Below are 21,434 nucleotides of genomic sequence, written 5' to 3' on the forward strand. Positions count from 1 at the left end.
GATCAAGCGTCCTCAACGCCCCGCACGCACGCGGGTTGCCCCGAAAGAAACAAGGGCCCGCCGAAGCGGGCCCTCCAGGTCTCTTAGCCGGTGACCTTCAGGTTGGTCGCCGAGGTCTTGCCGCTGCGGCGATCCTGTTCGAGGTCGAAGTTGACCGTCTGGCCTTCATTCAGGCCAGACAGGCCGGCCTGCTCGACCGCGGAGATGTGGACGAAGATGTCCTGGCCGCCGCCATCAGGCTTGATGAAGCCGAAGCCCTTGGTGGGGTTGAACCACTTCACCTGGCCGGAGCCGGAGCCCGCGACCGTACCGCGGGGGCGATCGCCGCCGCCGCCGCCGAAGCCACGGTCGCGACCGCCGCCGAAGCCGCCGCCGCCGCCATAGCCACCACCGCCGCCGCCGTAGCCGCCGCCACCGCCGCCGTAGCCACCGCCACCGCCGTAGCCGCCGCGATCACCACGCTCGAAGCCGCCGCCGCCGCTGCGACGCGGCTGAGGGACGCCTTGCTCGGTGACGACGATCTGGGTCGCCGCCAGCTTGCCGGAGCGACGATCCTGCTCCAGCTCGTATTCCACCTTGTCGCCTTCACCCAGGGCGTCGAGCCCCGCCTGGTTCAGGGCCGAGATGTGAACGAAGACGTCCGCGCCGCCGTCGTCCGGTTGGATGAATCCAAACCCCTTAGCCGTGTTGAACCACTTAACCGTGCCGCTCGCCATTTCGTCGTAACCCAACCGAGAATCGAAGTGTACGTCGCCCACAGGCCGACGCCCGGCCAATCTGCCTGACGAGCCGTGAACGAAGTTGTAGCGAGGGAATTCGAGCAAGACTAGCGCTCGTGACACGGGAACCCGTTCGGACTATGGGAGCGCCCCTTCGACGGCATGCGCGGCAGGACTCCCCGTGAACAGCATCTGCGTCTTCTGCGGCTCGTCTCCCGGCGCCGATCCGAGGTTCATGGACGAGGCGATCCGCTGCGGAACCCTCATCGCCGAGGCGGGCCTGACGCTGGTGTACGGCGGCGGCAAGGTGGGACTGATGGGCGCTGTGGCGGATGCGGCGCTGGCGGCCGGCGGCCGGGTGACGGGCGTGATGCCGCAGGATCTGGTGAACCAGGAGATCGCTCACCGCGGCTTGACCGACTTGCGTGTGGTGAACTCAATGCACGAGCGCAAGCTGGCCATGGCCGAGCTCTCCGACGCGTTCCTTTGCCTGCCGGGCGGCCCCGGAACTTTCGAGGAGATCTTCGAGCAGTGGACGTGGGCGCTGCTCGGCATCCACGCCAAGCCCTGCGGCTTCGTGAACGTCGCCGGCTACTACGATCTGATGCGTCGGACCATCCAGCACATGGCCGACAATGGGTTCATCGCCCAGCCCTACGTCGACATGCTCGTGTATGCGGACGGCACGGCGGAAGCGCTGGAGCGCTTCCGGGGCTATGTCGCGCCGCCGCCGAAGTGGTCGACCAACAAGCCCTGATCAGATGTCGAGGCGGTAGACCCGCTTGGCCGTCTGGGAGAACAGCGCCGACTTTTCCTCCGCCGAGGCGCCCGCGGCCAGCCGCTTGAAGGCGTTCCAGAGCGTGGCGTAGTCGCAGCTGCCCATGTCGACGGGGAAGTTCGATTCGAACATGCAGCGGTCTGGGCCGAAAGCCTCGATGCAGGTCTCGATATAGGGCCGCCACTCGTTGGCGAGCTGTTCGGACGACGCCCGGGGTTCGGCGAGGAATGAGGGGAAGTTGCAGAACGCCATGGCCAGCCCCCCCAGCTTCACCATCACGTTGGGAGATTTCGCGAGCTCCCTGATGTCGGCTCGCCACAGCGGGAACCGCTCGGCCCGCGTTCCCTCGTAGCTCGCACGGCCGAGTGGCGTTCCGACGTGGTCGAGAACGATGGTCGTCTCGGGGAACGCCTGCGCCAGGTCGATGACGTCCGCCAGCTGCGGCTCCAGCAGCCAGGCGTCGAAGGACAGCCCCAGCGGAGCGAGGTGCTTGAAGCCCGCCCGGAAGTCGGCGCGTCGGTAGAGGCCGGCCTCGACGCGGTGAAGGGGGCCCAGCACTTCCGTGTCGGCGTCCCAGGAGGCGCTGTTGCGGATCCCGCGGAAACGGCCGCCGCCGGCCGCGATATGGGCCTCCAGCACCGGCTTGACCGCGTCTCCCATCAGCAGGTCGGTGCGGCCGACGATGCCGGCGCACGCGCGGAATGAGCCATAGAGGCCGCTGGCGCTCATGGCCGCGACACCGTTCACGAACTCGGTCTCGCCGACAGGGCGCAGCTCGACGGGCCCGTCGGCCTTGTAGAAGGCTCCGCACTCGACGAAGACCGTGGCGACCACGTTGTGCCCGGATCCGGTGTCCGCCATCAGCTCGTCGAGCAGATAGCGTTTCGCAGGCTCGATGGCCGTCATGAATGGATGCTCTTCCCCGCCCGGGCTGACGTAGCTGCGCCGGTCCCACAGGTGATGATGCGGGTCGACGATCGGCAGCTCAGGATCGAGAATGGCTTCCGGCATGACATTTCCTCTTGTCGTTGACGACAAGCTAGCGGCCTGACGGTGCGGCGCTCAACCCAGCTATCGCGAATGGCCCCATGCGCCGGAGAGGGCGTTCTCGCCCCGGGGCGCGCCAAGTCGCGCTTGGTCGCCGATGGTCCAGCCCGTCGGGCACGCGCCCTGCCGCACGAAGCGACGGACCTGACGCGCGCCGAGGCCTGAGCCGTCAAGGGCCGTTACGGCGATGGTGGCGGTGAAGTTCCGCTCGGGATCGCCGGTCCGGTTGACCGTGACGCCGTAACGCCGGCCCGCGATCTGGCAGCGCACGGCGTACAGGCCCTGCCGCTCGACGCCGCCCCTGAGGTTGACGCATGGCTGGCCGTTCACTTCCGGCCCGACCCGGCCAAAGCCTTCGCGCACCGTGCGGTCGGCGCAGACTTGGAGCACGCCCGAGACCCGGCCATAGTGATCGTAGCTCTCGATCTTCCAGAGCGCTGGCGGATCGACCAACTGCTGATGGGCGGCGATCCGGCGCTCCCGAGGTTCCCCGTCGCATCCGGTCAGGACGAGAAGCAGGAGCAGGGCGGGCGCAAGCCCTCGCGCCCGCGTCGGCGGGTTGCCCATGACAGGCTCCTTCCTTGGGTCGTCAGGGCCGGATGGCCTCGACGGGCGGCGCAACCACGACCCCGCCCTCGGTCCGCGCCGCGGCCTGGCCTGGCCGCGGCTTCAGGAGGCCGATCCGCACCTCGAGCGGATGCTGGCCGCGGGCCGGCCAGTAACAGCCGAAGGGCAGTGGCAGGGGCGCGAGCTGGCTCTTGAGCAAGGTCCGGGCATAGAGCGCGCGGGCGTGCGGGCGCCTGATGATCACGGCAGCGTCGCAGGCCAGCTCCTGATCCAGCCGCATCACGAACGCGCCGAGGTGAGCGAGCGGGTTGAACCAGCACAGGCACTGGAAGAACGCGGCGACGGCCGCCGAGCGCGGGTCCTTGCGCGCCACGTGGGCGCGCTCGTGGGCGCGGATCAGTTCGCGCTCCTCGGCAGTGTATCGGCCGTCGTCGGAGGGCAGCACGATCCGCGGCGAGATCAGGCCGACGACCGCAGGTCCGGCCCGCCCTGCGCGGACCTCGGCCTGGAAGCGGGCCTGCGCGATCGCGAGGCGTAGCGCCATCACGAGCGCACCCGCCGCCCAGGTGGCCGCAACCGGTGTCAGGTCGGGCAGTCGCAGCGCAAGGCCCGCCGCGGCGGACCGGCTTTCGGAGTCGCCGGGGATCAGCGCAATCAGGAAAACCAGCGCGAAGGACAGCGGCGGCGCGATCCAGAGATCGGAGACGGCGGCCGCTCCGAACACGCGCCGCGTCACTCCGCGGACAGCCAGAACGACGATCACGGCTCCAGCCGCCGCGAGGTTCGCCCCAATGAAGGCGACGGTGAGCGCCGAGGCCGGCGTCAGCCCCAGGGCCGCGTGCAGCAAGTCAGCCATCGCCTGCAATCTCCCCCAGTGTGACGCGGCTTCGAAGATTTCGCCGATTTGCCCGCCGCAGTCAGATTACAATTGTAAGATTATATGTCAATCGCCAGCCGCCGTCCTAGCGGTCGGCCTGCCGGGGTGCGTCGATGAGCAGGACCGACATGGTGGGGCCCCCGGCATTGACGCGCCAATGCTCCACGAGGGCGGCGGGACGAGGCACGGGCGGCTGCGCGCGCCAGCCGGCGTAGGCGCACAGGGCCAGGGTGGTGGCGATGAGCAGCGGTCCAACCAGTCCATCGTGGACACGGGCGTCGCGCATCATGCCGATCCGCACCTCCAGCGGATGCAGGCCCCTCGATGGCCAGTAGCAGCCGAAGGGCAGGGCCTGACTGGCGAGCTGGGTCTTGAGCAGCGTGCGGGCGTAGAGGGCGCGAGCCGACGGCCGGCAGCGGAGCACCGCCGCGTCGCAGGCCAGTTCCTGGTCCAGACGCATCACATGCGCGGCGACGTGCGCCAGGGGATTGAACCAGCAGAGCGCCTGCAGCAGCGACGCCAGGGCGCCGGCCCTCGGGTCCTGGCGGCTTACGTGCGCCCGCTCATGGGCGCGGATCAGCGCCCGCTCCTCGTCATCGTAGGTCCCGTCGTCGGCGGGCATCACTATGCGTGGGGAGATCACGCCCACCACCGCCGGACCGCCACACCCGGCGTGCATCGACGCCATGAACCGGAGCTGCGCCCGTACCAGCAGCGTGACGACCACCGCGGCGCCAAGGGTCCAGGCGAGCAACGCGGGCGCGGAAACGGGGTCGACTGCGGCGGCCAGAGCGTTGCGGGCCGCGGCGCCATCTTCCGTCCGCGGCGGCAGCAGGGTCGCAAACGCGGCCAGTGGCGGCGCGCACCACAGCCAATAGGCCACCTCCGGCCCGAAAAGCCGTCGGATCGGCAGGCGCAGGAGGAGGACCGCGAGGATCGCCGCGGCCCCAACGAGGTTCGCGCGCAGGATCGCCGACAGGACCTCAGTCGTCATCGGGCTCGAACTCCGCGATGAGCTTCTTCAGGCGCTCCACCTCGTCCGCCGACAGCGCCCGGTGACGGGCGTAGTGCGCCACGAGGGGCGCGACCTGGCCGCCGAACAGTCGGTCCAGCAGGCCCTGGCTTTCTCCGGTGACGTAGTCCTCGCGGGTGACCAGGGGGCGATAGAGCGCGCGGCCGCCGGTGCGCTCGGACGCGAGGGCCTTCTTCTTGAGCAGCCGGTTGATCAGCGTCTTGACCGTGGCCTCGCCCCAGCCCTGGGCCGGCCCGACCGTCTGCACCAGCTCCTCGGCCGTCAGCGGCCCCCGGTCCCAGAGGGCTTCCATGATCTGGCTCTCGGCGCCGGAGATCTTCGACATCTTACACCCGTAGCTCTCTGCGGACGTTACGCCTGTAATCCCAGAGGTCAAGCGCAACAGCGTGGACGTTCCAGCGACACCGTGGCTAGCGTGTGGCGAGGGGGCGGAAAATGACCGAGTCGACGACGGGTGCGGCGCCTGCGGCAGCGCGCCATGGCTCCATCGGCGTCTTCGGCGCGGCCGCCATCGTGATGGGCTCCATGGTGGGCTCGGGCGTCTATCTCTTGCCCGCGACCATGGGGGCGATCGGCTCCATTTCGATCCTCGGCTGGCTGGTGGCCACCCTGGCTGCGCTGGCGATCGCCGGGGTCTTCGTCGGCCTGGGGCGCATCGTCTCCGACGCGGAAGGCCTGCCGGGCTATGTCGAGGCGGGGCTCGGCCGGTTGGCCGGGGTGCAGTCCGCGGTGCTCTACTGGACGTCGCTATGGGTCGGCACGGTTGCGATCGCGGTGGCGGCGACGGGCGCCCTGGGCTTCCTGATCCCGGGACTATCGTCTCCATCCGCCCGCCTCGCCGTCACGGTGGCGGTCATCTGGGTGGCGGTGGCGCTGAGCTGGATCGGTCCCCGAGTCGTGGCGCGGACCGAGGCGCTCACCCTCGCGCTGGGCCTGCTGCCGGTGGTGCTCGCCGCGACGGCCGGCTGGTGGTTCTTCCGGGCGGACGTATTCCTCGCGTCGTGGAATCCGACGGGTCAGGACCTTGGCGAGGCGGTCGGCGCTTCGGCGCTGAACGCGTTCTGGGCGTTCCTGGGCATGGAGTGCGCGGCGGCGACGGCGGGCGTCGTCCGTGACCCGACGCGAAACGTGCCGCGCGCGACCCTGCTGGGCGTCGGCGGCGCCGCTGTCCTCTACATCTCGGCCACGACCGTCATGATGGGGATCCTGCCGGCACGGGAGCTGGCGGCCTCGACGGCGCCGTTCGCGGATGTCGCCCGCGCGACGCTGGGCGCGGCGCTGGGCGCGGCGATCGCGCTGTGCACCTTCCTCCGCACCGCCGGCGGGGTCACCGGCTGGACGCTGGTCATGGCCGAGACGTCCCGCGGCGCCGCGGACCAGGGCCTTTTCTGGCGCGCGTTCCGCACCCGTCCGGGCGAGCGGACCTCACCCGCCAGCCTGCTCGGGGCGGGCGGCCTGATGACGGTGGTGGCGGTCGTAACCGCCAGCCCGGACCTGGGCCAGCAGTTCACGACGATCATCAACGCCGTCTCGCTCCTGTGCCTCTACACCTACATCCTTGCGGCGGGGTCGCTGCTGCGGCTGAGCCGAAGGCTGTCGATGCGGGGACGGATCGCCGCCGTCGCCGTGGCGCTCCTCGCCATCGCCTTCAGCCTGGCGCTCATCGCCCAAGGGAAGCCGGTGGAGCTGGGCCTGTCTCTGTTGCCGGTCGTCGCGGCGGGGCTGCTTCACGCGCGCCTGCGGCGGGGCTAGGTTCCGGACGGATCAGCGGAGGAACGGATGCTGCCCGTCGAACTCTACCGGGGCGAGGACGCCCTGCGCCGCGACCGTGAGGCCGTCCTTCGGCGAAGCTGGCAATTCGTGGGCCACGTGCAGATGCTGGCCGGCGCCGGCGACTACATCGCCGACGTCGTCGGTGGCGCGCCGGTGGTGGTGGTCCGCAAGACGGACGGTGAGCTCTCGGCCTTCCACAACGTCTGCCGCCACCGGGCCGGCGCGCTGGTGGCCGACGGCCAGGGCAACTGCGGTGAGGCGTTCACCTGCCGCTATCACGGCTGGCGCTATGCGCTGGATGGGCGGCTGCGCAGCGCGGTCGACTTCGGCAAGGCCGCCGGCTTCGATCCGCGGCAGTACGGGCTGTTTCCCATCCGGGTGGAGACGTGGCGCGGGCTGGTCTTCGTGAACCTGGACCTGGCCGCCGAGCCGCTGTCCGATCTGGTGGCCCCGCTCGCCGCGCGCTGGCCCGAGGACCAGTCGGCGCTGCCGCTCGTCGAGAAGCGGACCCATCAGATCGCCTGCAACTGGAAGACCTACGTCGAGAACTATCTTGAGGGCTACCACATCGAGCGGGTGCATCCCGAGTTCGACAGCGACGTGGTGGTGGCCGAGTACCGGACCGAGGTGGTCGGCGAGGTGGTCTTCGCGGCCGCGCCGCCGCGGGACGCCAGCGTCTATGGCGGGGTCTGGGGATGGCTGTGGCCGAACCTGGGAGTCAACGTCTACCGGCACGGCTACATGATGGAACGGATGACGGCCCTGGGCCCGTCGATGACGCGCCTGGACTATTTCTATTTCTACAAGCCAGAGCGGAAGGCCGAGCTGGTCGACATGCTTAAGTTCTCGGACCTCGTCACCGCCCAGGACCTGCAGGTCTGCGAGGAGGTGCAGCGCAACCTCGAAGTGGGCGTCTACCAGGGCGGGGTGCTGTCGCCGAAGCACGAGGTCGGCGTGGCCTGGTTCCAGGATCGGATCGCCGAGCGCCTCGGCCTTCCGACGCCGCCGAAGCTGACGGCGGTGGCGTAGTGGGCGATCTGGCCGAGCGCCGTCTCCAGACCGTCCGCGACCACATGCGGCTGGAGTGCGAGAACGACTGGGACGCGGTGATCGCCACCTTCGCCCACCCACGCTACGAGATGTACGGTTCGGGTGCGGTGTTCGACGGCGAGGAGGCGGTGCGCCGGTACTTCGCCGCGTCGCGCACGCCGTTTCCGGACCAGGGCAACGAGATCATCGCCATCGCCCACGACGGGGACACCGTGCTGGTGGAGTTCTGGCTGACGGGAACCCATCTCGGGCCGCTGCGCCTGCCGACTGGGACGGTGGAGCCGACCGGCCGCAGCTTCCGGGTGCGGATGGCCGCCAGCTTCGAGTTCGCGCCCGGCTCGGACAGGATCGTCTGCGAGCGGCCCTATTTCGACCAGGGCGCCGTCGCCCGCGCCCTCGGCCTCGCCTGATCAGGCGCCCAGGTTCTGCGGTCCGGCCTGCAGGGTTCCGGTGAGCAGAAGGTCCCGAGCGCTGCGGCCCACGGCGACCTCGTAGGCGCCGCCGCGCACGAGATAGGCGTGGGCCGCAGCGTCCCAGTCCGCCAGCAGGCGCGGGTCGGCCGTGATCGTCACCCGCTGGCTTTCGCCCGCCGCCAGGTTCACGCGCGCCCAGCCCAGCAGCCGCTGCTGCGTCCGGCCCGGCGCTGCCGTGAGGTAGAGCTGGGCTACCTCCGTCCCCGCGCGGTCGCCGGTGTTGGCGAGGTCGAAGCTGACGCCCAGACCGTCGGCCGCGAGGTCGGCGTAGGCGAAGGTCGTGTAGGTGAGCCCGTGGCCGAACGGGAACAGCGGCTCGGCGCCGTTGCGGGCGAACCAGCGGTAGCCGACGTCGGCCCCCTCCGCATAGTCGATGTCGAAGGGCGGGGTGTCGCCGCGCTCGTTGACGATCGGCAGGTCCGAGCCGGGCAGCATCGGGTGAGGAAGCTGGTCGGTCGAAGCCGGGAAGGTGATGGGCAGGCGGCCTGAAGGGTTCGCGTCGCCGAACAGGAGGGCCGCGATGGCCTTGCCGCCTTCCGAGCCTGGGTACCAGGCCTCCAGCACCGCGGGTACGGCGTCCAACCAGGGCATGAACACCGGGTTGCCGGTCTCCAGCACGACGATGGTGGCCGGCTGGGCGGCGGCCACGGTCGCGATCAGGTCGTCCTGGCCGTCGGGGAGGGCGAGGGTCGTGTCCAGCGCCTCGGTCGCCCATTCCACGGCGAACAGGACGGCGACGTCGGCGGTCGCGGCCACGGCGGCGGCGCGGGCGGGATCGGTCCCGTCGTCGAAGATCACCTCCGCGCCCTTTGCACGATCGCGGATGGCGGCGAGCGGCGGGTCGGGATGGTAGATGACGCCGGCCGACCAGCGCGGCGCGTTGGCGGGCGGATCGAACCGCGTCGAGCCTTTCGGGATCACCTGCGAGGAGCCGCCGCCCGACAGCACGCCGACATCCGCGTGACCGCCGATCACGGCGATCCGCTTCGGCGAGGTGAGCGGCAGCAGGCCGCCGTCGTTCTTCAGCAGCACGATCCCCGCCTCGGCGGCCTTGCGCGCGATCTGGGCGCCGAACGCGAGATCAGGCTCGCCCGGAGACACCGGGTGGTCGAAGAGTCCGCAGGCGTACATGGCCCGCAGGGTGCGGTGCGCCATCTCACGCACCCGGCCCTGGCCGATGTCGCCGGCGACCACCGCGTCCTTGAGCGGCTCGTCGAAGAACACCTCGGGGTCGAGCTCCTGGCCGGACTGCTGGTCCAGGCCCGCGCCCGCGGCGGCCAGGCTGTGGACCGCGCCCCAGTCCGACATCACCCAGCCCTTGTAGCCCCAGTCGCCGCGCAGCACGTCGGTGAGCAGCCAGGCGTGTTCGGACGCGTAGGTCCCGCCGACGCGGTTGTAGGCGCACATGACCGAGCCGGGATCGCCGATCTCGATGGCGATGCGGAAGGCCAGCAGATCGGACTCCCGGAACGCCGCCTCGTCGATATTGGCCGACAGCACCATCCGCCCCGTCTCCTGGCTGTTCAGGGCGAAGTGCTTGATGGTCGAGACGATATGCCGGCTCTGGATCCCCCGGATCGAGGCGCCGCAGAGCACGCCCGCGAGCAGCGGATCCTCGCCCAGGTATTCGAAGTTGCGGCCGCAGCGCGGCTCGCGGGTCAGGTTCACGCCGCCCGCCAGCAGCACGTTGAAGCCCTTGGCGCGCGCCTCGCCGGCGATCATGGCGCCGGCCTCCTCCGCCAGTTCCGGGCTCCAGGCGGCGGCGAGGGCGAGGCCGCCGGGAAGGGCGGTGGCTGGGTCGTCGCGCCGGCCGGCGGCCGAGACGCCGAGGCTGGCGTCGGTCTCGTGCAGCGCCGGGATGCCGGTGCGGTCCTGGCCGGGCACCCAGCCGGCGCTCTTCTGCACCCCCTGCGGACGCGGCTTCATCACCAGCGGCATGTGGCCGTGGAGCAGGGCGATCTGCTCATCCAGGCTCATCCGGTCCAGCAGCGCCGCGGCGCGGGCGTCGGGATCACCGGCCATTGATCTTCCCCCCTGTTTGTTCGTTGACGCTACTCTGCCACCCGGCCGCGACGGCTGCTATGGTCGTCGGGTCAGCCACGGAGCCTGCCATGAAGCTCTCCGACGAAGACCGCGATCGTCTCGCCCTCCACACAGCCTTCGCCGTGCACCAGATCGCCCGCTGGATGGCGACACGCGCGGACGTGCCGCCCGATATCCGTGAGCGGCTGAAGGGCCACATCAGCGCGCTGGAAGGCGTGATGGTCACCACCGGCCACGACTGGATCCAGGGCGAGATGGAAGCGACCGAGACAGCCCTGCGCGCCTGAGCGCGGCCGTCTCAAACCGCTTGCCTACCCCCACGGCGCCGCCGCACGCTCCCCGAAATTCGAAAGAGCAGTAGGGAGGCTAAGCCGTGGCCATCGACTTCGAGATTCCGGAAGAGGCGAAGAAGATCCGCGAGCGGGTCCGCCAGTGGGTGCATGACGAGTGCATCCCGGCCGAGAAGCGCCTGGTCGACAAGGAGAGCTACAAGACTGTCCTGGCCGAGCTGCGCGCCAAGGCCCGGGCCCAGGGCCTGTGGCTTCCCTTCGTGCCGAAGGAATACGGCGGCATGGGCCTGGGCCCGCTGGCCAACGCCCTGGTGCAGATGGAGTTGGGCCAGAGCCACCTCGGCGCGCTCAGCATGAACAGCCAGGGGCCGGACGACGCCACGATCCTGACGCTGCTGGCGCACGGCACCGAGTACCAGAAGGAGAAGTTCCTCAAGCCGCTGCTGAACGGTGAGAAGCGCGTCTGCTACTCGATGACCGAGAAGGCCGCCGGCGCCGACGCCACGGGCATGCGGACCGTCGCGGTCAAGGACGGCAACGAGAACTACGTCCTGAACGGCGAGAAGTGGTTCTCGTCGGCCGCCACGGCGGCCGACATCGCCGTCGTCATGGCCCGCACCGACCCGGACGCGCCGCGCCACCAGCAGTTCTCGACCTTCATCGTCGAGCTGCCGAACCCCGGCTACCGCATCGTGCGCGACATCCCGACCATGGCGGCCGAGAGCCCGCTGTCGCACATAATGGGCGGTGGCCATGCCGAGGTGGAGATCAAGGACCTGGTCGTGCCCGCCGACAACCTGCTGGGCGGCGAGGGGCGGGGCTTCGACATGGGCCAGCACCGGCTGGCCTACGGCCGCCTGCGCCACGGCATGCACAATATCGCCATGGCCCAGCGCGCGCTCGACATGGCCGCCGAGCATGTCACCAGCCGCGAGACCTTCGGCAAGGCGCTGGCCGAGCGTCAGGCCGTCCAGTTCATGCTCGCCGAGTGCGCGAGCCAGCTCTACATCTCGCGCCTGATGCTGCTGCACATCGCGTTCAAGGCCGAGAAGGGCCTGGACATGCGGCAGGAGAATTCGATCGCCAAGGTCTACCTGGCTCACATGGTCCACCACGTGGTCGACACGGCCATCCAGCTGCACGGCGCCCTGGGCTACAGCCGCGATACCCCGCTGGCGGCCTGGTACACCCACATCCGGTCGCAGCGACTGGTGGATGGGCCGGACGAGGTGCACCGCTGGACGGTCGGCCGCAACGTGCTGAAGGCGTTCAAGGCCACCGGCACCACGGCCGGCGCGGCGGGCGGCGACCTGCTCTGACCTGAGTCGCCCGCTGAGCGTCGCGTAACGCGCGCAGGTCGCAAACCTGCGCGAATACGTTGTGTGCCACCCAAACCTCTGGCACCGTTCGCCGAGCGGCGTTCGGGGACAGGGCCGTGGAAGAGCGGACACCTGGCGAGGCGCGCTATCGCGCCTTCGTCAGCTACAGCCATAGAGACCAGGCCTTCGGCCGGCGGCTTCACCGCTGGCTGGAACGCTATGCCGTGCCGCGGCGGCTCGTGGGGCGGGTCACCGCGAGAGGGACAACGCCGAAGCGGGTGGCGCCCGTATTCCGCGACCGCGAGGAGCTGTCCGCCGCCCACGACCTGACGGCCGAGATCCGCGAAGCGCTGGCGAACTCCGGAGCCCTGATCGTCGTCTGTACGCCCAACGCGGCCGCCTCGCCCTGGGTCGCGCGCGAGATAGAGCTGTTCCGCGAACTGCATCCTGACCGTCCCGTCCTGGCGGCGCTGGCGGACGGAGAGCCGGCCGAGGCGTTCCCCGCCCCGCTGACCATGACCGGCGACGCCCGTGCCGAACCCCTGGCGGCCGACTTCCGGCAGACCGGCGACGGGCCGCGCCTGGCCCTGCTGAAGCTGGTGGCCGGGGTCCTGGGCCTTGGCCTCGACGAATTGATCCAGCGCGACGCCCAGCGCCGCCTGCGCGGCGTGATGGCCGTCACGGGGGCGGCGGTGGCGGCCGGCGTAGTCCTGTCCGCATTGACGACATACGCGCTGATCGCCCGGGCGGAGGCCCAGCGCCAGCGCGCCGAGGCGGAGGCTCTGGTCGAGTTCATGCTCACCGATCTCAGAGACCGGCTGAAAGGCGTGGGGCGGCTGGATGTGCTCACAGCGGTCAACGAGCGGACGCTGGAGTACTACGCACGGCAGAATGTGGAGCGCCTCTCTGGCGAGGGGCAGGCCCGTTATGCGCGTATCCTCATGGCGATGGGCGAAGATGACCTGTCGAGGGGTGATGACGAGGCCGCGTTCGGCAAATTCAGAACTGCGGGGAGCATCACCGAGGCGCAGCTGGATGCCGCACCGAAGGATCCAGCTCGAATCTGGGCGCATGGCCAGAGTGAATATTGGCTTGGATACCATGCCTACCGCAGGGATGATCGAGTAGCAGCTAACGCATCGTGGCGACGCTACAGGCTGATGGCGATACAACTGGTCAGCGTAGCCAGCCAAAATCCTAAGTACCTTCGAGAACTTGCCTATGCAGAGGGCAACCTGTGCACGCTCGCATTGAAGAAGCCCGCTGTTGTCGCAGACGCCTTGAAACACTGCGAGGCTGCACTGGCTGTGATGAAGCGGGTGGCGGATCTGTCACCTGCCGATCGGACGGTGGCGCGAGATCTGATTAATCGTCACGCGTGGATGGCACAGGCGTTTTCAGCTTCTGGCAATCTCCAGAACGCGCTTGCTGAGCGATCCGAGCAAGAGCGCCTCCTGAAGGCTGCGCTAGACTCAGATCCAAACAATATGCGCCTCGAGTCGACTTGGTTGGTTTTGCAGCGCGAGCTCTCCAGCCTGGAGGTTCGGCTGGGAGAGCGGCAACGAGCTCACAGGCGCGTACTAGCAGCGCGACAGGAAATCGATGCTCTACTTGCCCATGATCCTGCAAACGCGGACTGGGCCGAGCAACGCGATCGCCTTGAGGTCGCGCTGCAGTACTTCGAAAATACATCGAAAGACAGGTCTGCGCGAAAGAAGTCTGCGCCGCTAAGCAATAGATATGTGTCGCAAAAATAGGAGAGCACAATGAGCGAGAATTGTGAAATCGCCGGCGAAGTTTTCTATCATCTAGAACGAAAAGCTGACTTCGTCCCAGATTATACGATTCTAGTTAGATTGTCGTTTTTCAACGAAGGAAATATATGGAATATAAATCTGTCTGACGCAGAAATTCATCATGAAAATGATATCAGAAAATTCCTCAAAAATCTTCTGAAAGACCCTCATCCGAAGCCCGTAACAATAAAGAAGCCTAGCGATGAGCGACCGCGCGCGCTGGGCATTCCGGTGGACGCACCTGCAAATGTTGTGATCGTACTTGATACCGACACGGCTTGGCGCTTTCGTAAGGGAAAGCCGGCGATCACAGCCAAGGGCGACTACGGCGATTCAAACTGGGGTTCCTGGCACGTAGATGAAGACGGCGAGCCCGTCGATATCTTTCCCGCTGGGTGCAAAATCGCGTACTTCTCTGTCGCAAATCGCCCCGCGCTTCCGAATCCACACGCCGTCCAGAGTTTCAACTTCCATCTCGAGCTGCAACAAGAAGACCGGCGCTGGGTCGAAATAATCATAGATCCAGATGTTCCTGAGGTGGGAGGTGAAGACTTTCCTTCGAAGTTGCGTATTTTGCAGAAGGCCTCGCGCCCAAATTCGGTCGTGCGTGTCATCTAATATTTTTGAAAGTGCCGCCACAGCCCATCCTTCCCCTCGTCCTCGCCCACGCGAATGCTGGTGCGCTTGCCGAAGCGCGGCGACTGCTACGTGAGGCGGGCCTGGAGACGTCTCGCAGCGATCCTGCAGTCCTGGCGATCCGGGGCCGGTTGCTGAAGGAGGAAGCCCGCGCTGCGCAGCCTGCGGCGCGGGCTCCGATCTATGCAAAGGCGGCAGAGGCCTATGCGGCGGCCGGCGCGCTTTCCGGCGCCACCCATCACCTCATCAACGCCGCCAGCCTCTGGCGGCTGGCGGGCGACGGAAGTGCGTCCGAGGCGATGGCGCGTCGGGTCCTGGTCTCCATCGATGGCGATCCGGATGAGCCGGAAACGCCGTACTGGCGCGGAGCGACGCGGGCCGAGGCTCTGCTTCTGACAGGTCGTCCGGCCGAGGCGCGGACAGCGCTGGCCGAGGCGGTGGCGGTCGCGCCCCGCGCCTACGAAGACCACGCCCCCACGCTGCGCCAGTTTCGGCTTCTGTGCGCCGCGCTTGGCGAGCCGACGGACTGGCTCGAGGCCCTTGCGCCGCCGCGCAGCCTGCACTTCGCCGGACATATGAGCGTCCGCGCAGACGATGCCGACGTGCGCGCGGCGGTTCGGGCGCTGGTGACCACAGAGCGGATCGGCTTCGCTTTCGGCGCCCTCGCGGCGGGTGCGGATATCGTCGTAGCGGAGGAACTGCTCGAGGCCGGCGTCGAGGTGGATCTTGTGCTGCCTTGCGACCCCGAACGGTTCAGGGCGTTGTCGGTCACGGGGCTGGGGGCGGACTGGGCCAGGCGCTATGACGCGGTGCTGGCGGGCGGCGTCGTCGCGAAGGTCGTGGGCGACGGCGCCCCGCCGACCCCGGCCGCGCTCCAGCTTGCGGCGGAGGCGGCCATGGGGCTCGCGATCCTCCGCGCCCAGGCCTTGCAGTCCGAAGCGTTGCAGCTCGTCGTGCTGGACCCGGCGGACGGGCAGGGAGCCAGGGAGCCTGGCGGCGCGGACTGGGCCAGCACGCGCTGGGCCGCTGGCGACCGGCGACAGCTTGTGATCCCCGCAGCCCGTGAAGGCGGACCTCCGCCTGAGGCGCCGTCGGACCCGTCTCACCTTCTCGCGGCGCTGCTGACGGTCGAGGTCGATCCGGAGTTGCTGGAGAGTGTCGCCGAGGCGCTGGTGCAGGCTCCAGCGACGCTCGCTCCGTCGGCCTGGATGGAAGGATCGCTGCGGCTGGCGTTTGCCGATCCCGTGGCCGCGGCGGACGCTGCGCGGCGGCTCCGGGCCGTCGTCGGGGACGCCGCCCGCATGGCGGCCCACTATGGGGTCGTGACCCGCGTCGAGGCCGCCCGTCTCGGCGCGCCGATCCTCGCGGGGGTGGCGCTGGACCTGCCGCGGGCGATCCTCGCCGGCATGCCGCCGGGGGCATGGCACGTCAGCGAGACGTTCGCGGCCGGTCTGGCCGCGGCGCGAACCGGCGATCGTCCGATCGTGGTCGGCGAGCTTGCTGGCCTGCCGATCCTCGCGCTCTAGACGACCAGGTCCTCGAGCCGGGTGCGGGCGACGATGACCATCGTCTCGCCCTCGCGGCGGACAATGCCGCGACGCTCAAGGGCGTTCACCGTCCGCGAGGCCGTCTCGCGGGTGGTCTGGACACGCTGGGCCAGGGCCGCCAGCACCGGTGCGGGGCGGATGCTGCGCCCGTCGGCGAGGTCAGCCAGGCGGAGCAGCTCCGCATGGATACGTCCGGCGGCCGTGAGGGTGGTCCGGGCGACCATGCGCTCCGTCGCGGCGCGGAGCTGTCGTGTGAGGCTGCGCGCGAGGGCCAGGCCCACACAGGCGTGCTGCTCGGCCAGGGTGATGAACTCCACGGCGAGGAATACAGCAGTCCGGCTGTCCTCGATCGCGACGACGTCGGCTGCGCTCGCCGGATCAAGCGGACCGGTCAGGGCGCCGAAGAGATCGCCGGGGTGGAACTCCTGGAGGAGGACGAGCTGTCCCTCGCGTGCATACGCGACCGCGCGCGCGCGGCCGAGCCAGAGCAAGTGGGCTTCGCTGACCTCATCTCCCTGTCGGATGATCACTGCGCGGGACGGGTGGCCGCGCATCGCGGCGCGGGCCGCGATGACGCCGGCGGTCTCGGGCGAACAGGCGAACGCCTGCGCGAGAAATCGCGTGAAATCCGTATCGCTCTGCGTGCCTTGCGCCATCCCCGCTCCCCAGGGTGGAGCCTGCCCGGCGCGGAGCGGCGCCGCAAGGCGCCGTCAGGAGTCTCAGTTGGCGGGCATCACGCGCGCGCGGACCTTGCGCAGGCCGTCGAGCACGGAATCGGCCCCGGCCGCAGTGGCCTTTTCCCCCAGCGTGGCAAGAAGCCGGATGCCGTCCACGTGCACGTCGATGGCGGGCCAGTTGGCCTCCTCGCCGCTGCGGAAGTGGTCCGTCAGGTCGCACAGGCTGAAGGCCGCTTCGGCCAGACCCTTGAGGCCAAAGGCGCCCGCCACGCCGTAGATGGCGTTGGAGAGGTCGTAGACCGGTCCGAAAGCCTCGGATTCGCCGGATGCGCGCGCTTCCGCGGCGAGAACGCCGAGCTGCTCAGCCTTCTCGATGAGCGAGGCGAGGGACACATCCTTCACGCCATCGATGCGGAGCTCGGCGGCCTTCACGGCCGCCTCGGCGTTCCGACCGCCCGGCTCACGGGCCATCTTGGCGAGGGTGTTCTCGACGACGAAGACTCTGGGCGCACTCATCAGATCACGGCTCTCGGCTTGAACAGGGCGTCGATCTCGTCCTGCTCGAGGTTGGGTGTGGACGCCGCTCCGACTTGCGCCGAAAGGTCGTCATGGCGACGCCCCTTGGATCCCACGGGCGGGCCCAGGGCCTTCACGCGCCGGTCCGGCCCACAATAGCCGGGCGACGTCACAAATTTACGTTGGTCGTTCAGCAGCCAGATGATCCGCTGCATCATGATCAGCGGCGCCACGGGCTTGCGCACCACGAAGCTGGCGCCGGCGTCTCGGCCGCGGAAGATCTGCGAGGGTCGGGTGTGACCCGTGATCAGGATGACCGGCGCGTAGCAGTTGGGCGTGATCTCACTGCGCCGCAGCCAGCTGATGAAATCGTAGCCTTCGCCGTCCGCCAGGGCGCTGTCGACCACCATCAGGTTCAGGATCCGCTCCTGCACCGAGGTCTGGGCGTCCGCCATGGTGAGGCACCTGCGGGGCGTGTGGACGCCAAAGCCCGCGAACATCTCGCCCATGATGTTGAGCCCTTCCGGGTCGCCACAGGCCAGCAGCACCTCGGCGGTGGAGAGGTTGACGCGTTCGGTCTTGCTGAACGGCAGGCTCACGGCTCAGTCCCAGAACGTCACGGGGTCGACGGGTTCGATCGGCCGCGGCGGCGGCGCGCCCGCCAGGCGACGGGCCTGCTCGGCGAGGGTGAGGGCGCTGACCGCGGCCTCGATCTCGGCATAGTCCGCGCTACGCTCCGCCTCGGCCAGGGCGCGGACAAAGGCGGTCAGGCCGGTCAGCCGCTGGCTGAGCAGGTCCGAAACCTGAGCGTCGACCAGCGTCACGCCGTCTCGCGGGGCGGCGGCGGCCAGGCGGGAGATCACGCACTGCACGCGGTCGCCCAGTTCGACGAGTTCGGCGATCTCCTCGGCCACCAGGTCGAGGGATGCGGCGAGCGGTCGGACGGGCGCCACGGCGTTCATCAGAAGAGCTCCAGGGCGCCGATGTCCTCCACCGGCTTGACGACCGGTTGACGGCGTTCGGTGGCGAAGACCTTGGATTCCGTCGGGGCCAGCAGGATCTGGCGCGCCCGGCCGCTGACCGGCCAGAACTGGATCCTGCGGGCGCGGTCGCCGCGGAGCGAGCCGCCGACGTAGACGAGGCCTTCGTCGCGGACAAAGCGCTCGGCGAAGGCCGAATTCTGCCCGCCGACGTCCGACAATCCATCGAACAGATGCGCGCCGCCGAACAGCTTCACCTCGAGGCGCTCGCGGCGCGCGCCCTTTCGCAGCAGGGCGTTCACCAGCAGTTCCATCGACTGCACGCCGTAGCGGAGGCCCGCGTCGCCGGTCTCCCCTGGCAGCAGGAAGTGGTTCATTCCCCCGACGCCGGCGATCGGGTCGCGCATGCACGCAGCCACGCACGATCCAAGGATCGTGGTCAGCACCACATCATCGTCGTCCGCGACGTGGAACTCTCCCTGGATCACGTGGATCTTGCGAGGTTCCGCGGCGTACGCGTGGTCGTGAGCGGCGGGGGTTCGGTTCACGCGAGGACGCCGAAGATCGCTTCGATCTTCTCCTTGAGGGTTCCGACCGTGAAGGGCTTCACGAGGTAGTTGTTGACCCCGAACTGGACGGCCCGCTGCACCAGCTCCTTGTCGGCTCGGCCGGTGAGCATGATGAAGGCCGTCTTCTGGATCGGCGGGTGCGAGCGGATGGCGCGCAGCAGGCCCAGGCCGTCCAGCTTCGGCATGTTGTAGTCCGAGATCACGAGGTGGATCGGCCGGGCCAGCATGTGACGCAGGCCTTCTTCGCCGTCGGGGGCCTCGTAGATCGTGCGGAAGCCGAGCTGTTGCAGGCCGCTGCGCACCAGCGACCGCATCGTCTGTTGGTCGTCGACAACCAGGCAGGTGAGGGAGGAGGGCGCCGGCATCAGCGTTCCGTTTCTTTGTTCGTGAGGTTGCGGATGGCGGGGCCGAGCTTTTCCAGCGGAAGCTGGCGCTCGACCGCGCCGAGTTCGAAAGCAGCCCTGGGCATGCCGTAGACGACGCAGGTCGCCTCGTCCTGGCCCAGGGTCCTGGCGCCGGCTTGCCGCATGGCAAGCAGGCCCTGCGCCCCGTCGCGGCCCATCCCGGTCAGGATCACGCCGACGGCGCGGTCCTTGGCGGTGCGGGCGACCGACGAGAACAAGACATCCACCGACGGACAGTGGCCGCTGACCGGCTCGCCGCGGGTCACGCGGCACCGCAGGTGCTTCGTGCCCTCGACTTCCAGGTGGAAGTCTCCGCCCGGCGCGACATAGACGCGGCCGGGGAGGAGGGGGTCGCCATCGCGCGCCTCGCTGACCTGGGCGGCGCTGACGCGGTTCAGGCGTTCGGCGAAGCTCTTGGTGAAGCTTGCCGGCATGTGCTGTGTGATGACCGTCGGCGCGCAGTTGGCCGGGAGGCGTTGTACGACATTGATCAGCGCTTCCACGCCGCCGGTGGACGAGCCGATCGCCACGATCTTGTCGGCCGGCGTGAAGCTGCCGGTGCATGCCGGCTCCTCCCGCTTGACGCGATCGCGAACGCGGGCGCGCGCGGCCTGCTTCACCTTTTCGGCGATCTGACGGAAGCCGTCCCTGTCGGAGCCCCGAGGCTTCTCGATGCAGTCGACGGCGCCCAGTTCCAGCGCCTGCAGCGTGGCCTCGGTGCCGCGCGCGGTGAGGGTGGAGACCATCACCACCGGCATCGGCCGCAGCCGCATCAGCCGCTCCAGGAATTCGAGGCCGTTCATGTTCGGCATCTCGACGTCGAGGGTGATGACGTCCGGGTTCAGAGCCTTGATGGCCTCCCGCGCCTGCAACGGATCGCAGGCTTCGCCCACGACCTCGAGCTCGGGATCGGCCGAGAGGGCCGCGCCGATGAGCTGGCGCATCACGGTGGAGTCGTCGACGACCAGGACCCGGGTCATGCGCGAGCCCCTTCGATCTTGCGGTAGGTGGTGACGCCATCCGGACGGAAGGCGGCGGCGGCCGGCCCCTGGATCCGTTCGGAGTGACCGATGTAGAGGGCGCCGTCGTTGTTCACGAGCGGAGCGAAGCGGCTCCAGAGGCGCGCCTGGGTGTCGTCTTCGAAGTAGATCGCGACGTTCCGGCAGAAGATGGCGTCGAACTTCCCCTTCATCGGCCAGTCGCCGATGAGGTTCAGTTCGTTGAAGGTCACCAGCGCGCGCACGTCATCGGCCATCCGCACCCCGCCGCGGGCCGCCGCGACCGTGTATTTCTTCCGATAGTCCGGCGGGATGCCCTCCAGCAGGTGGGGAGCGTATTCCGCGGCCCGGCCCTCGGCGACCATGTTGGGGTCGATGTCGGTGGCGAGCACCCTCACGTCCCGGTCGGCGGCATCCGGCATCAGCGACAGTATGGTCATGGCGATGGAGAACGGCTCCTGCCCGCTCGAACAGGCGGCGGACCAGATCCGCACCCGCCCGCCACGACGCGCGGCGTCGAGCAGCGGCGGGAGCACCTTGTCGCGAAGGTGGTCGAAATGATGCGGTTCGCGGAAGAACCGGGTCACGTTGGTGGTCAGCGCGGCCAGCATTTTCTGGCGCTCGTCGAGGCCGTCGGAGCCGGCGACGAGGGCGCAGTAGTCCTTGAAGCTGGTCAGGCCCAGGGCGCGCAGGCGCTTGGCCAGGCGCGAATAGACCAGCGTGGCCTTGGCTTCCGGCAGGTGGATGCCGGCGTCGCCGTGCACCATGGCCGAGATCTTGCGGAAATCGGCTTCGGTGAAGGCGAACTCGCCTTCGACCATGTTGGCGCCCGGTCGCGCGGATGTCGGCGCGTTCACACTCATCAGGCGGCTTCCAGCTCCAGGTCGGGCAGAACGCGCTCAAGGCCGATCAGGCTGATCATGCGGCCGTCCATGGCGATCAGGCCACGCACGAAGGTCTTGGCGGTGTCGGACGCGACGTCCGGGGTCGGCTGGATCACGTCGTCGGTGACGGTCAGGATGTCGGAGACCGCGTCGACCAGCAGCCCGACCACCTGGCCGCCGATGTCGGCCACGATGATGACGTTGCGGTCGCTGGCGTCGGTGCTCTCGAAGCCGAGGCGGAGGGCCAGGTCGACGATCGGAAGCACCGCGCCGCGCAGGTTGATCACGCCCTTCACGAAGGACGGGGATTGCGGCAGCGCGGTCGCCGGGGTCCAGCCGCGGATCTCGCGGATGGCCATGATGTCCACGCAGAATTCCTGGGCGCCGATGCGGAACGAGATCAGTTCCTTCATGCCGCCGGGATTATTTTGGCCGTTCTGGCTAATGACCTGGTTCAT

The 21,434-nt window shown here is 68.9% G+C and carries 25 protein-coding genes and 1 pseudogene; 9 read left to right on the top strand and 17 right to left on the bottom strand.

Annotated elements, in window-relative coordinates:
* Nucleotides 1-83 precede the first annotated feature (83 nt).
* Both DJ019_RS21420 and DJ019_RS21425 read right to left on the bottom strand, forming a co-directional pair.
* Nucleotides 84-281 carry a cold-shock protein gene (locus DJ019_RS21420; protein ID WP_240606517.1) on the bottom strand — a complete coding sequence of 66 codons (198 nt, stop codon included), beginning with the start codon at nt 279-281 and terminating at the stop codon, nt 84-86.
* A 237-nt stretch (nt 282-518) separates the two neighbouring features.
* Nucleotides 519-716, bottom strand: a pseudogene (locus tag DJ019_RS21425) (cold-shock protein); the annotation flags it as partial.
* A gap of 184 nt (nt 717-900) precedes the next feature.
* Between DJ019_RS21425 and DJ019_RS15860 the strand changes: the two are divergent.
* A complete protein-coding gene (locus DJ019_RS15860) occupies nt 901-1,476 on the top strand; it encodes an LOG family protein (protein WP_111277036.1) in 576 nt (191 codons plus the stop codon).
* On the opposite strand, the gene DJ019_RS15865 is transcribed toward DJ019_RS15860, so the two are convergent.
* From DJ019_RS15865 to DJ019_RS15885, 5 genes are all read right to left on the bottom strand, one after another.
* Entirely contained in the window at nt 1,477-2,508 is a 1,032-nt protein-coding gene (locus DJ019_RS15865) for an amidohydrolase family protein (RefSeq protein ID WP_111277037.1), read from the bottom strand.
* 60 nt (nt 2,509-2,568) lie between these two features.
* A complete protein-coding gene (locus DJ019_RS15870; RefSeq protein ID WP_111277038.1) occupies nt 2,569-3,111 on the bottom strand; it encodes a hypothetical protein in 543 nt (180 codons plus the stop codon).
* Nucleotides 3,112-3,133: 22 nt separating this feature from the next.
* Nucleotides 3,134-3,967 carry a M56 family metallopeptidase gene (locus tag DJ019_RS15875; RefSeq protein WP_111277039.1) on the bottom strand — a complete coding sequence of 278 codons (834 nt, stop codon included), beginning with the start codon at nt 3,965-3,967 and terminating at the stop codon, nt 3,134-3,136.
* A 106-nt stretch (nt 3,968-4,073) separates the two neighbouring features.
* On the bottom strand, nt 4,074-4,982 hold the full coding sequence (locus tag DJ019_RS15880; RefSeq protein WP_111277040.1) for a M56 family metallopeptidase: 909 nt from the start codon (nt 4,980-4,982) through the stop codon (nt 4,074-4,076).
* On the bottom strand, nt 4,972-5,346 hold the full coding sequence (locus tag DJ019_RS15885; protein WP_111277041.1) for a BlaI/MecI/CopY family transcriptional regulator: 375 nt from the start codon (nt 5,344-5,346) through the stop codon (nt 4,972-4,974). The genes DJ019_RS15880 and DJ019_RS15885 overlap by 11 nt, the downstream gene beginning before the upstream one ends.
* 110 nt (nt 5,347-5,456) lie before the next feature.
* Between DJ019_RS15885 and DJ019_RS15890 the strand changes: the two genes are divergently transcribed.
* Genes DJ019_RS15890 through DJ019_RS15900 form a run of 3 tightly spaced genes read left to right on the top strand, consistent with a single transcriptional unit; the run spans nt 5,457 to nt 8,254 of the window.
* Nucleotides 5,457-6,773 carry an amino acid permease gene (locus DJ019_RS15890; protein ID WP_111277042.1) on the top strand — a complete coding sequence of 439 codons (1,317 nt, stop codon included), beginning with the start codon at nt 5,457-5,459 and terminating at the stop codon, nt 6,771-6,773.
* A 27-nt stretch (nt 6,774-6,800) separates the two neighbouring features.
* Complete coding sequence (locus DJ019_RS15895; protein ID WP_111277043.1) at nt 6,801-7,823, top strand: aromatic ring-hydroxylating oxygenase subunit alpha; 1,023 nt, start codon at nt 6,801-6,803, stop codon at nt 7,821-7,823.
* Nucleotides 7,823-8,254: an ester cyclase gene (locus tag DJ019_RS15900; protein ID WP_111277044.1), complete on the top strand. Its 432-nt coding sequence runs from the start codon at nt 7,823-7,825 to the stop codon at nt 8,252-8,254. The genes DJ019_RS15895 and DJ019_RS15900 overlap by 1 nt, the downstream gene beginning before the upstream one ends.
* On the opposite strand, the gene DJ019_RS15905 is transcribed toward DJ019_RS15900, so the two are convergent.
* Complete coding sequence (locus tag DJ019_RS15905) at nt 8,255-10,339, bottom strand: beta-glucosidase (protein ID WP_111277045.1); 2,085 nt, start codon at nt 10,337-10,339, stop codon at nt 8,255-8,257.
* 89 nt (nt 10,340-10,428) lie between these two features.
* Here DJ019_RS15905 and DJ019_RS15910 point away from each other — a divergent pair, with 89 nt between their 5' ends.
* The 5 genes from DJ019_RS15910 to DJ019_RS15925 all read left to right on the top strand — a co-directional run bounded on the left by DJ019_RS15910 (nt 10,429) and on the right by DJ019_RS15925 (nt 15,927).
* Complete coding sequence (locus tag DJ019_RS15910) at nt 10,429-10,647, top strand: hypothetical protein (protein ID WP_111277046.1); 219 nt, start codon at nt 10,429-10,431, stop codon at nt 10,645-10,647.
* An 86-nt stretch (nt 10,648-10,733) separates the two neighbouring features.
* Nucleotides 10,734-11,969 carry an acyl-CoA dehydrogenase family protein gene (locus DJ019_RS15915; RefSeq protein WP_111277047.1) on the top strand — a complete coding sequence of 412 codons (1,236 nt, stop codon included), beginning with the start codon at nt 10,734-10,736 and terminating at the stop codon, nt 11,967-11,969.
* Between the two features lie 116 nt (nt 11,970-12,085).
* A complete protein-coding gene (locus DJ019_RS15920; RefSeq protein ID WP_111277048.1) occupies nt 12,086-13,726 on the top strand; it encodes a toll/interleukin-1 receptor domain-containing protein in 1,641 nt (546 codons plus the stop codon).
* 9 nt (nt 13,727-13,735) lie between these two features.
* On the top strand, nt 13,736-14,383 hold the full coding sequence (locus tag DJ019_RS20790; RefSeq protein ID WP_133255317.1) for a nucleotide synthetase: 648 nt from the start codon (nt 13,736-13,738) through the stop codon (nt 14,381-14,383).
* Nucleotides 14,384-14,394: 11 nt separating this feature from the next.
* Entirely contained in the window at nt 14,395-15,927 is a 1,533-nt protein-coding gene (locus DJ019_RS15925; RefSeq protein ID WP_133255318.1) for a tetratricopeptide repeat-containing protein, read from the top strand.
* Here DJ019_RS15925 and DJ019_RS15930 read toward each other — a convergent pair.
* From DJ019_RS15930 to DJ019_RS15970, 9 genes are all read right to left on the bottom strand, one after another.
* Nucleotides 15,924-16,604 carry a Crp/Fnr family transcriptional regulator gene (locus DJ019_RS15930; protein WP_111277050.1) on the bottom strand — a complete coding sequence of 227 codons (681 nt, stop codon included), beginning with the start codon at nt 16,602-16,604 and terminating at the stop codon, nt 15,924-15,926. The genes DJ019_RS15925 and DJ019_RS15930 overlap by 4 nt on opposite strands.
* Nucleotides 16,605-16,667: 63 nt before the next feature.
* Nucleotides 16,668-17,141 (bottom strand): hypothetical protein, encoded by a 474-nt coding sequence (locus tag DJ019_RS15935; RefSeq protein WP_111277051.1) that lies wholly within the window; start codon nt 17,139-17,141, stop codon nt 16,668-16,670.
* Nucleotides 17,141-17,740: a response regulator gene (locus DJ019_RS15940; RefSeq protein WP_111277052.1), complete on the bottom strand. Its 600-nt coding sequence runs from the start codon at nt 17,738-17,740 to the stop codon at nt 17,141-17,143. The genes DJ019_RS15935 and DJ019_RS15940 overlap by 1 nt, the downstream gene beginning before the upstream one ends.
* Before the next feature lie 3 nt (nt 17,741-17,743).
* Nucleotides 17,744-18,103 carry a hypothetical protein gene (locus DJ019_RS15945; protein WP_111277053.1) on the bottom strand — a complete coding sequence of 120 codons (360 nt, stop codon included), beginning with the start codon at nt 18,101-18,103 and terminating at the stop codon, nt 17,744-17,746.
* A complete protein-coding gene (locus DJ019_RS15950; RefSeq protein ID WP_338066103.1) occupies nt 18,103-18,669 on the bottom strand; it encodes a chemotaxis protein CheD in 567 nt (188 codons plus the stop codon). The genes DJ019_RS15945 and DJ019_RS15950 overlap by 1 nt, the downstream gene beginning before the upstream one ends.
* Entirely contained in the window at nt 18,666-19,055 is a 390-nt protein-coding gene (locus tag DJ019_RS15955; protein ID WP_111277054.1) for a response regulator, read from the bottom strand. Before DJ019_RS15955 ends, DJ019_RS15950 begins: the two co-directional genes overlap by 4 nt.
* Nucleotides 19,055-20,074 carry a protein-glutamate methylesterase/protein-glutamine glutaminase gene (locus tag DJ019_RS15960; protein WP_111277055.1) on the bottom strand — a complete coding sequence of 340 codons (1,020 nt, stop codon included), beginning with the start codon at nt 20,072-20,074 and terminating at the stop codon, nt 19,055-19,057. The genes DJ019_RS15955 and DJ019_RS15960 overlap by 1 nt, the downstream gene beginning before the upstream one ends.
* A complete protein-coding gene (locus tag DJ019_RS15965) occupies nt 20,071-20,955 on the bottom strand; it encodes a CheR family methyltransferase (protein WP_205854183.1) in 885 nt (294 codons plus the stop codon). The genes DJ019_RS15960 and DJ019_RS15965 overlap by 4 nt, the downstream gene beginning before the upstream one ends.
* Nucleotides 20,955-21,434 carry a chemotaxis protein CheW gene (locus DJ019_RS15970; protein ID WP_420849882.1) on the bottom strand — a complete coding sequence of 160 codons (480 nt, stop codon included), beginning with the start codon at nt 21,432-21,434 and terminating at the stop codon, nt 20,955-20,957. The genes DJ019_RS15965 and DJ019_RS15970 overlap by 1 nt, the downstream gene beginning before the upstream one ends.

It is taken from the genome of Phenylobacterium kunshanense (assembly GCF_003254525.1).
Classification (GTDB): Bacteria; Pseudomonadota; Alphaproteobacteria; order Caulobacterales; family Caulobacteraceae; genus Phenylobacterium; species Phenylobacterium kunshanense.

Excerpts from the sequence above, each read along its gene's own strand:
- DJ019_RS15945 (WP_111277053.1), bottom strand. The coding sequence starts at position 18,103 with ATGAACGCCGTGGCGCCCGTCCGACCGCTCGCCGCATCCCTCGACCTG.
- DJ019_RS15965 (WP_205854183.1), bottom strand. The coding sequence starts at position 20,955 with ATGAGTGTGAACGCGCCGACATCCGCGCGACCGGGCGCCAACATGGTC.
- DJ019_RS15955 (WP_111277054.1), bottom strand. The coding sequence starts at position 19,055 with ATGCCGGCGCCCTCCTCCCTCACCTGCCTGGTTGTCGACGACCAACAG.
- DJ019_RS15870 (WP_111277038.1), bottom strand. The coding sequence starts at position 3,111 with ATGGGCAACCCGCCGACGCGGGCGCGAGGGCTTGCGCCCGCCCTGCTC.
- DJ019_RS15960 (WP_111277055.1), bottom strand. The coding sequence starts at position 20,074 with ATGACCCGGGTCCTGGTCGTCGACGACTCCACCGTGATGCGCCAGCTC.
- DJ019_RS20790 (WP_133255317.1), top strand. The coding sequence starts at position 13,736 with ATGAGCGAGAATTGTGAAATCGCCGGCGAAGTTTTCTATCATCTAGAA.
- DJ019_RS15880 (WP_111277040.1), bottom strand. The coding sequence starts at position 4,982 with ATGACGACTGAGGTCCTGTCGGCGATCCTGCGCGCGAACCTCGTTGGG.
- DJ019_RS15890 (WP_111277042.1), top strand. The coding sequence starts at position 5,457 with ATGACCGAGTCGACGACGGGTGCGGCGCCTGCGGCAGCGCGCCATGGC.
- DJ019_RS15875 (WP_111277039.1), bottom strand. The coding sequence starts at position 3,967 with ATGGCTGACTTGCTGCACGCGGCCCTGGGGCTGACGCCGGCCTCGGCG.
- DJ019_RS15905 (WP_111277045.1), bottom strand. The coding sequence starts at position 10,339 with ATGGCCGGTGATCCCGACGCCCGCGCCGCGGCGCTGCTGGACCGGATG.
- DJ019_RS15935 (WP_111277051.1), bottom strand. The coding sequence starts at position 17,141 with ATGAGTGCGCCCAGAGTCTTCGTCGTCGAGAACACCCTCGCCAAGATG.
- DJ019_RS15930 (WP_111277050.1), bottom strand. The coding sequence starts at position 16,604 with ATGGCGCAAGGCACGCAGAGCGATACGGATTTCACGCGATTTCTCGCG.
- DJ019_RS15910 (WP_111277046.1), top strand. The coding sequence starts at position 10,429 with ATGAAGCTCTCCGACGAAGACCGCGATCGTCTCGCCCTCCACACAGCC.
- DJ019_RS15865 (WP_111277037.1), bottom strand. The coding sequence starts at position 2,508 with ATGCCGGAAGCCATTCTCGATCCTGAGCTGCCGATCGTCGACCCGCAT.
- DJ019_RS15970 (WP_420849882.1), bottom strand. The coding sequence starts at position 21,434 with ATGAACCAGGTCATTAGCCAGAACGGCCAAAATAATCCCGGCGGCATG.
- DJ019_RS15885 (WP_111277041.1), bottom strand. The coding sequence starts at position 5,346 with ATGTCGAAGATCTCCGGCGCCGAGAGCCAGATCATGGAAGCCCTCTGG.
- DJ019_RS15895 (WP_111277043.1), top strand. The coding sequence starts at position 6,801 with ATGCTGCCCGTCGAACTCTACCGGGGCGAGGACGCCCTGCGCCGCGAC.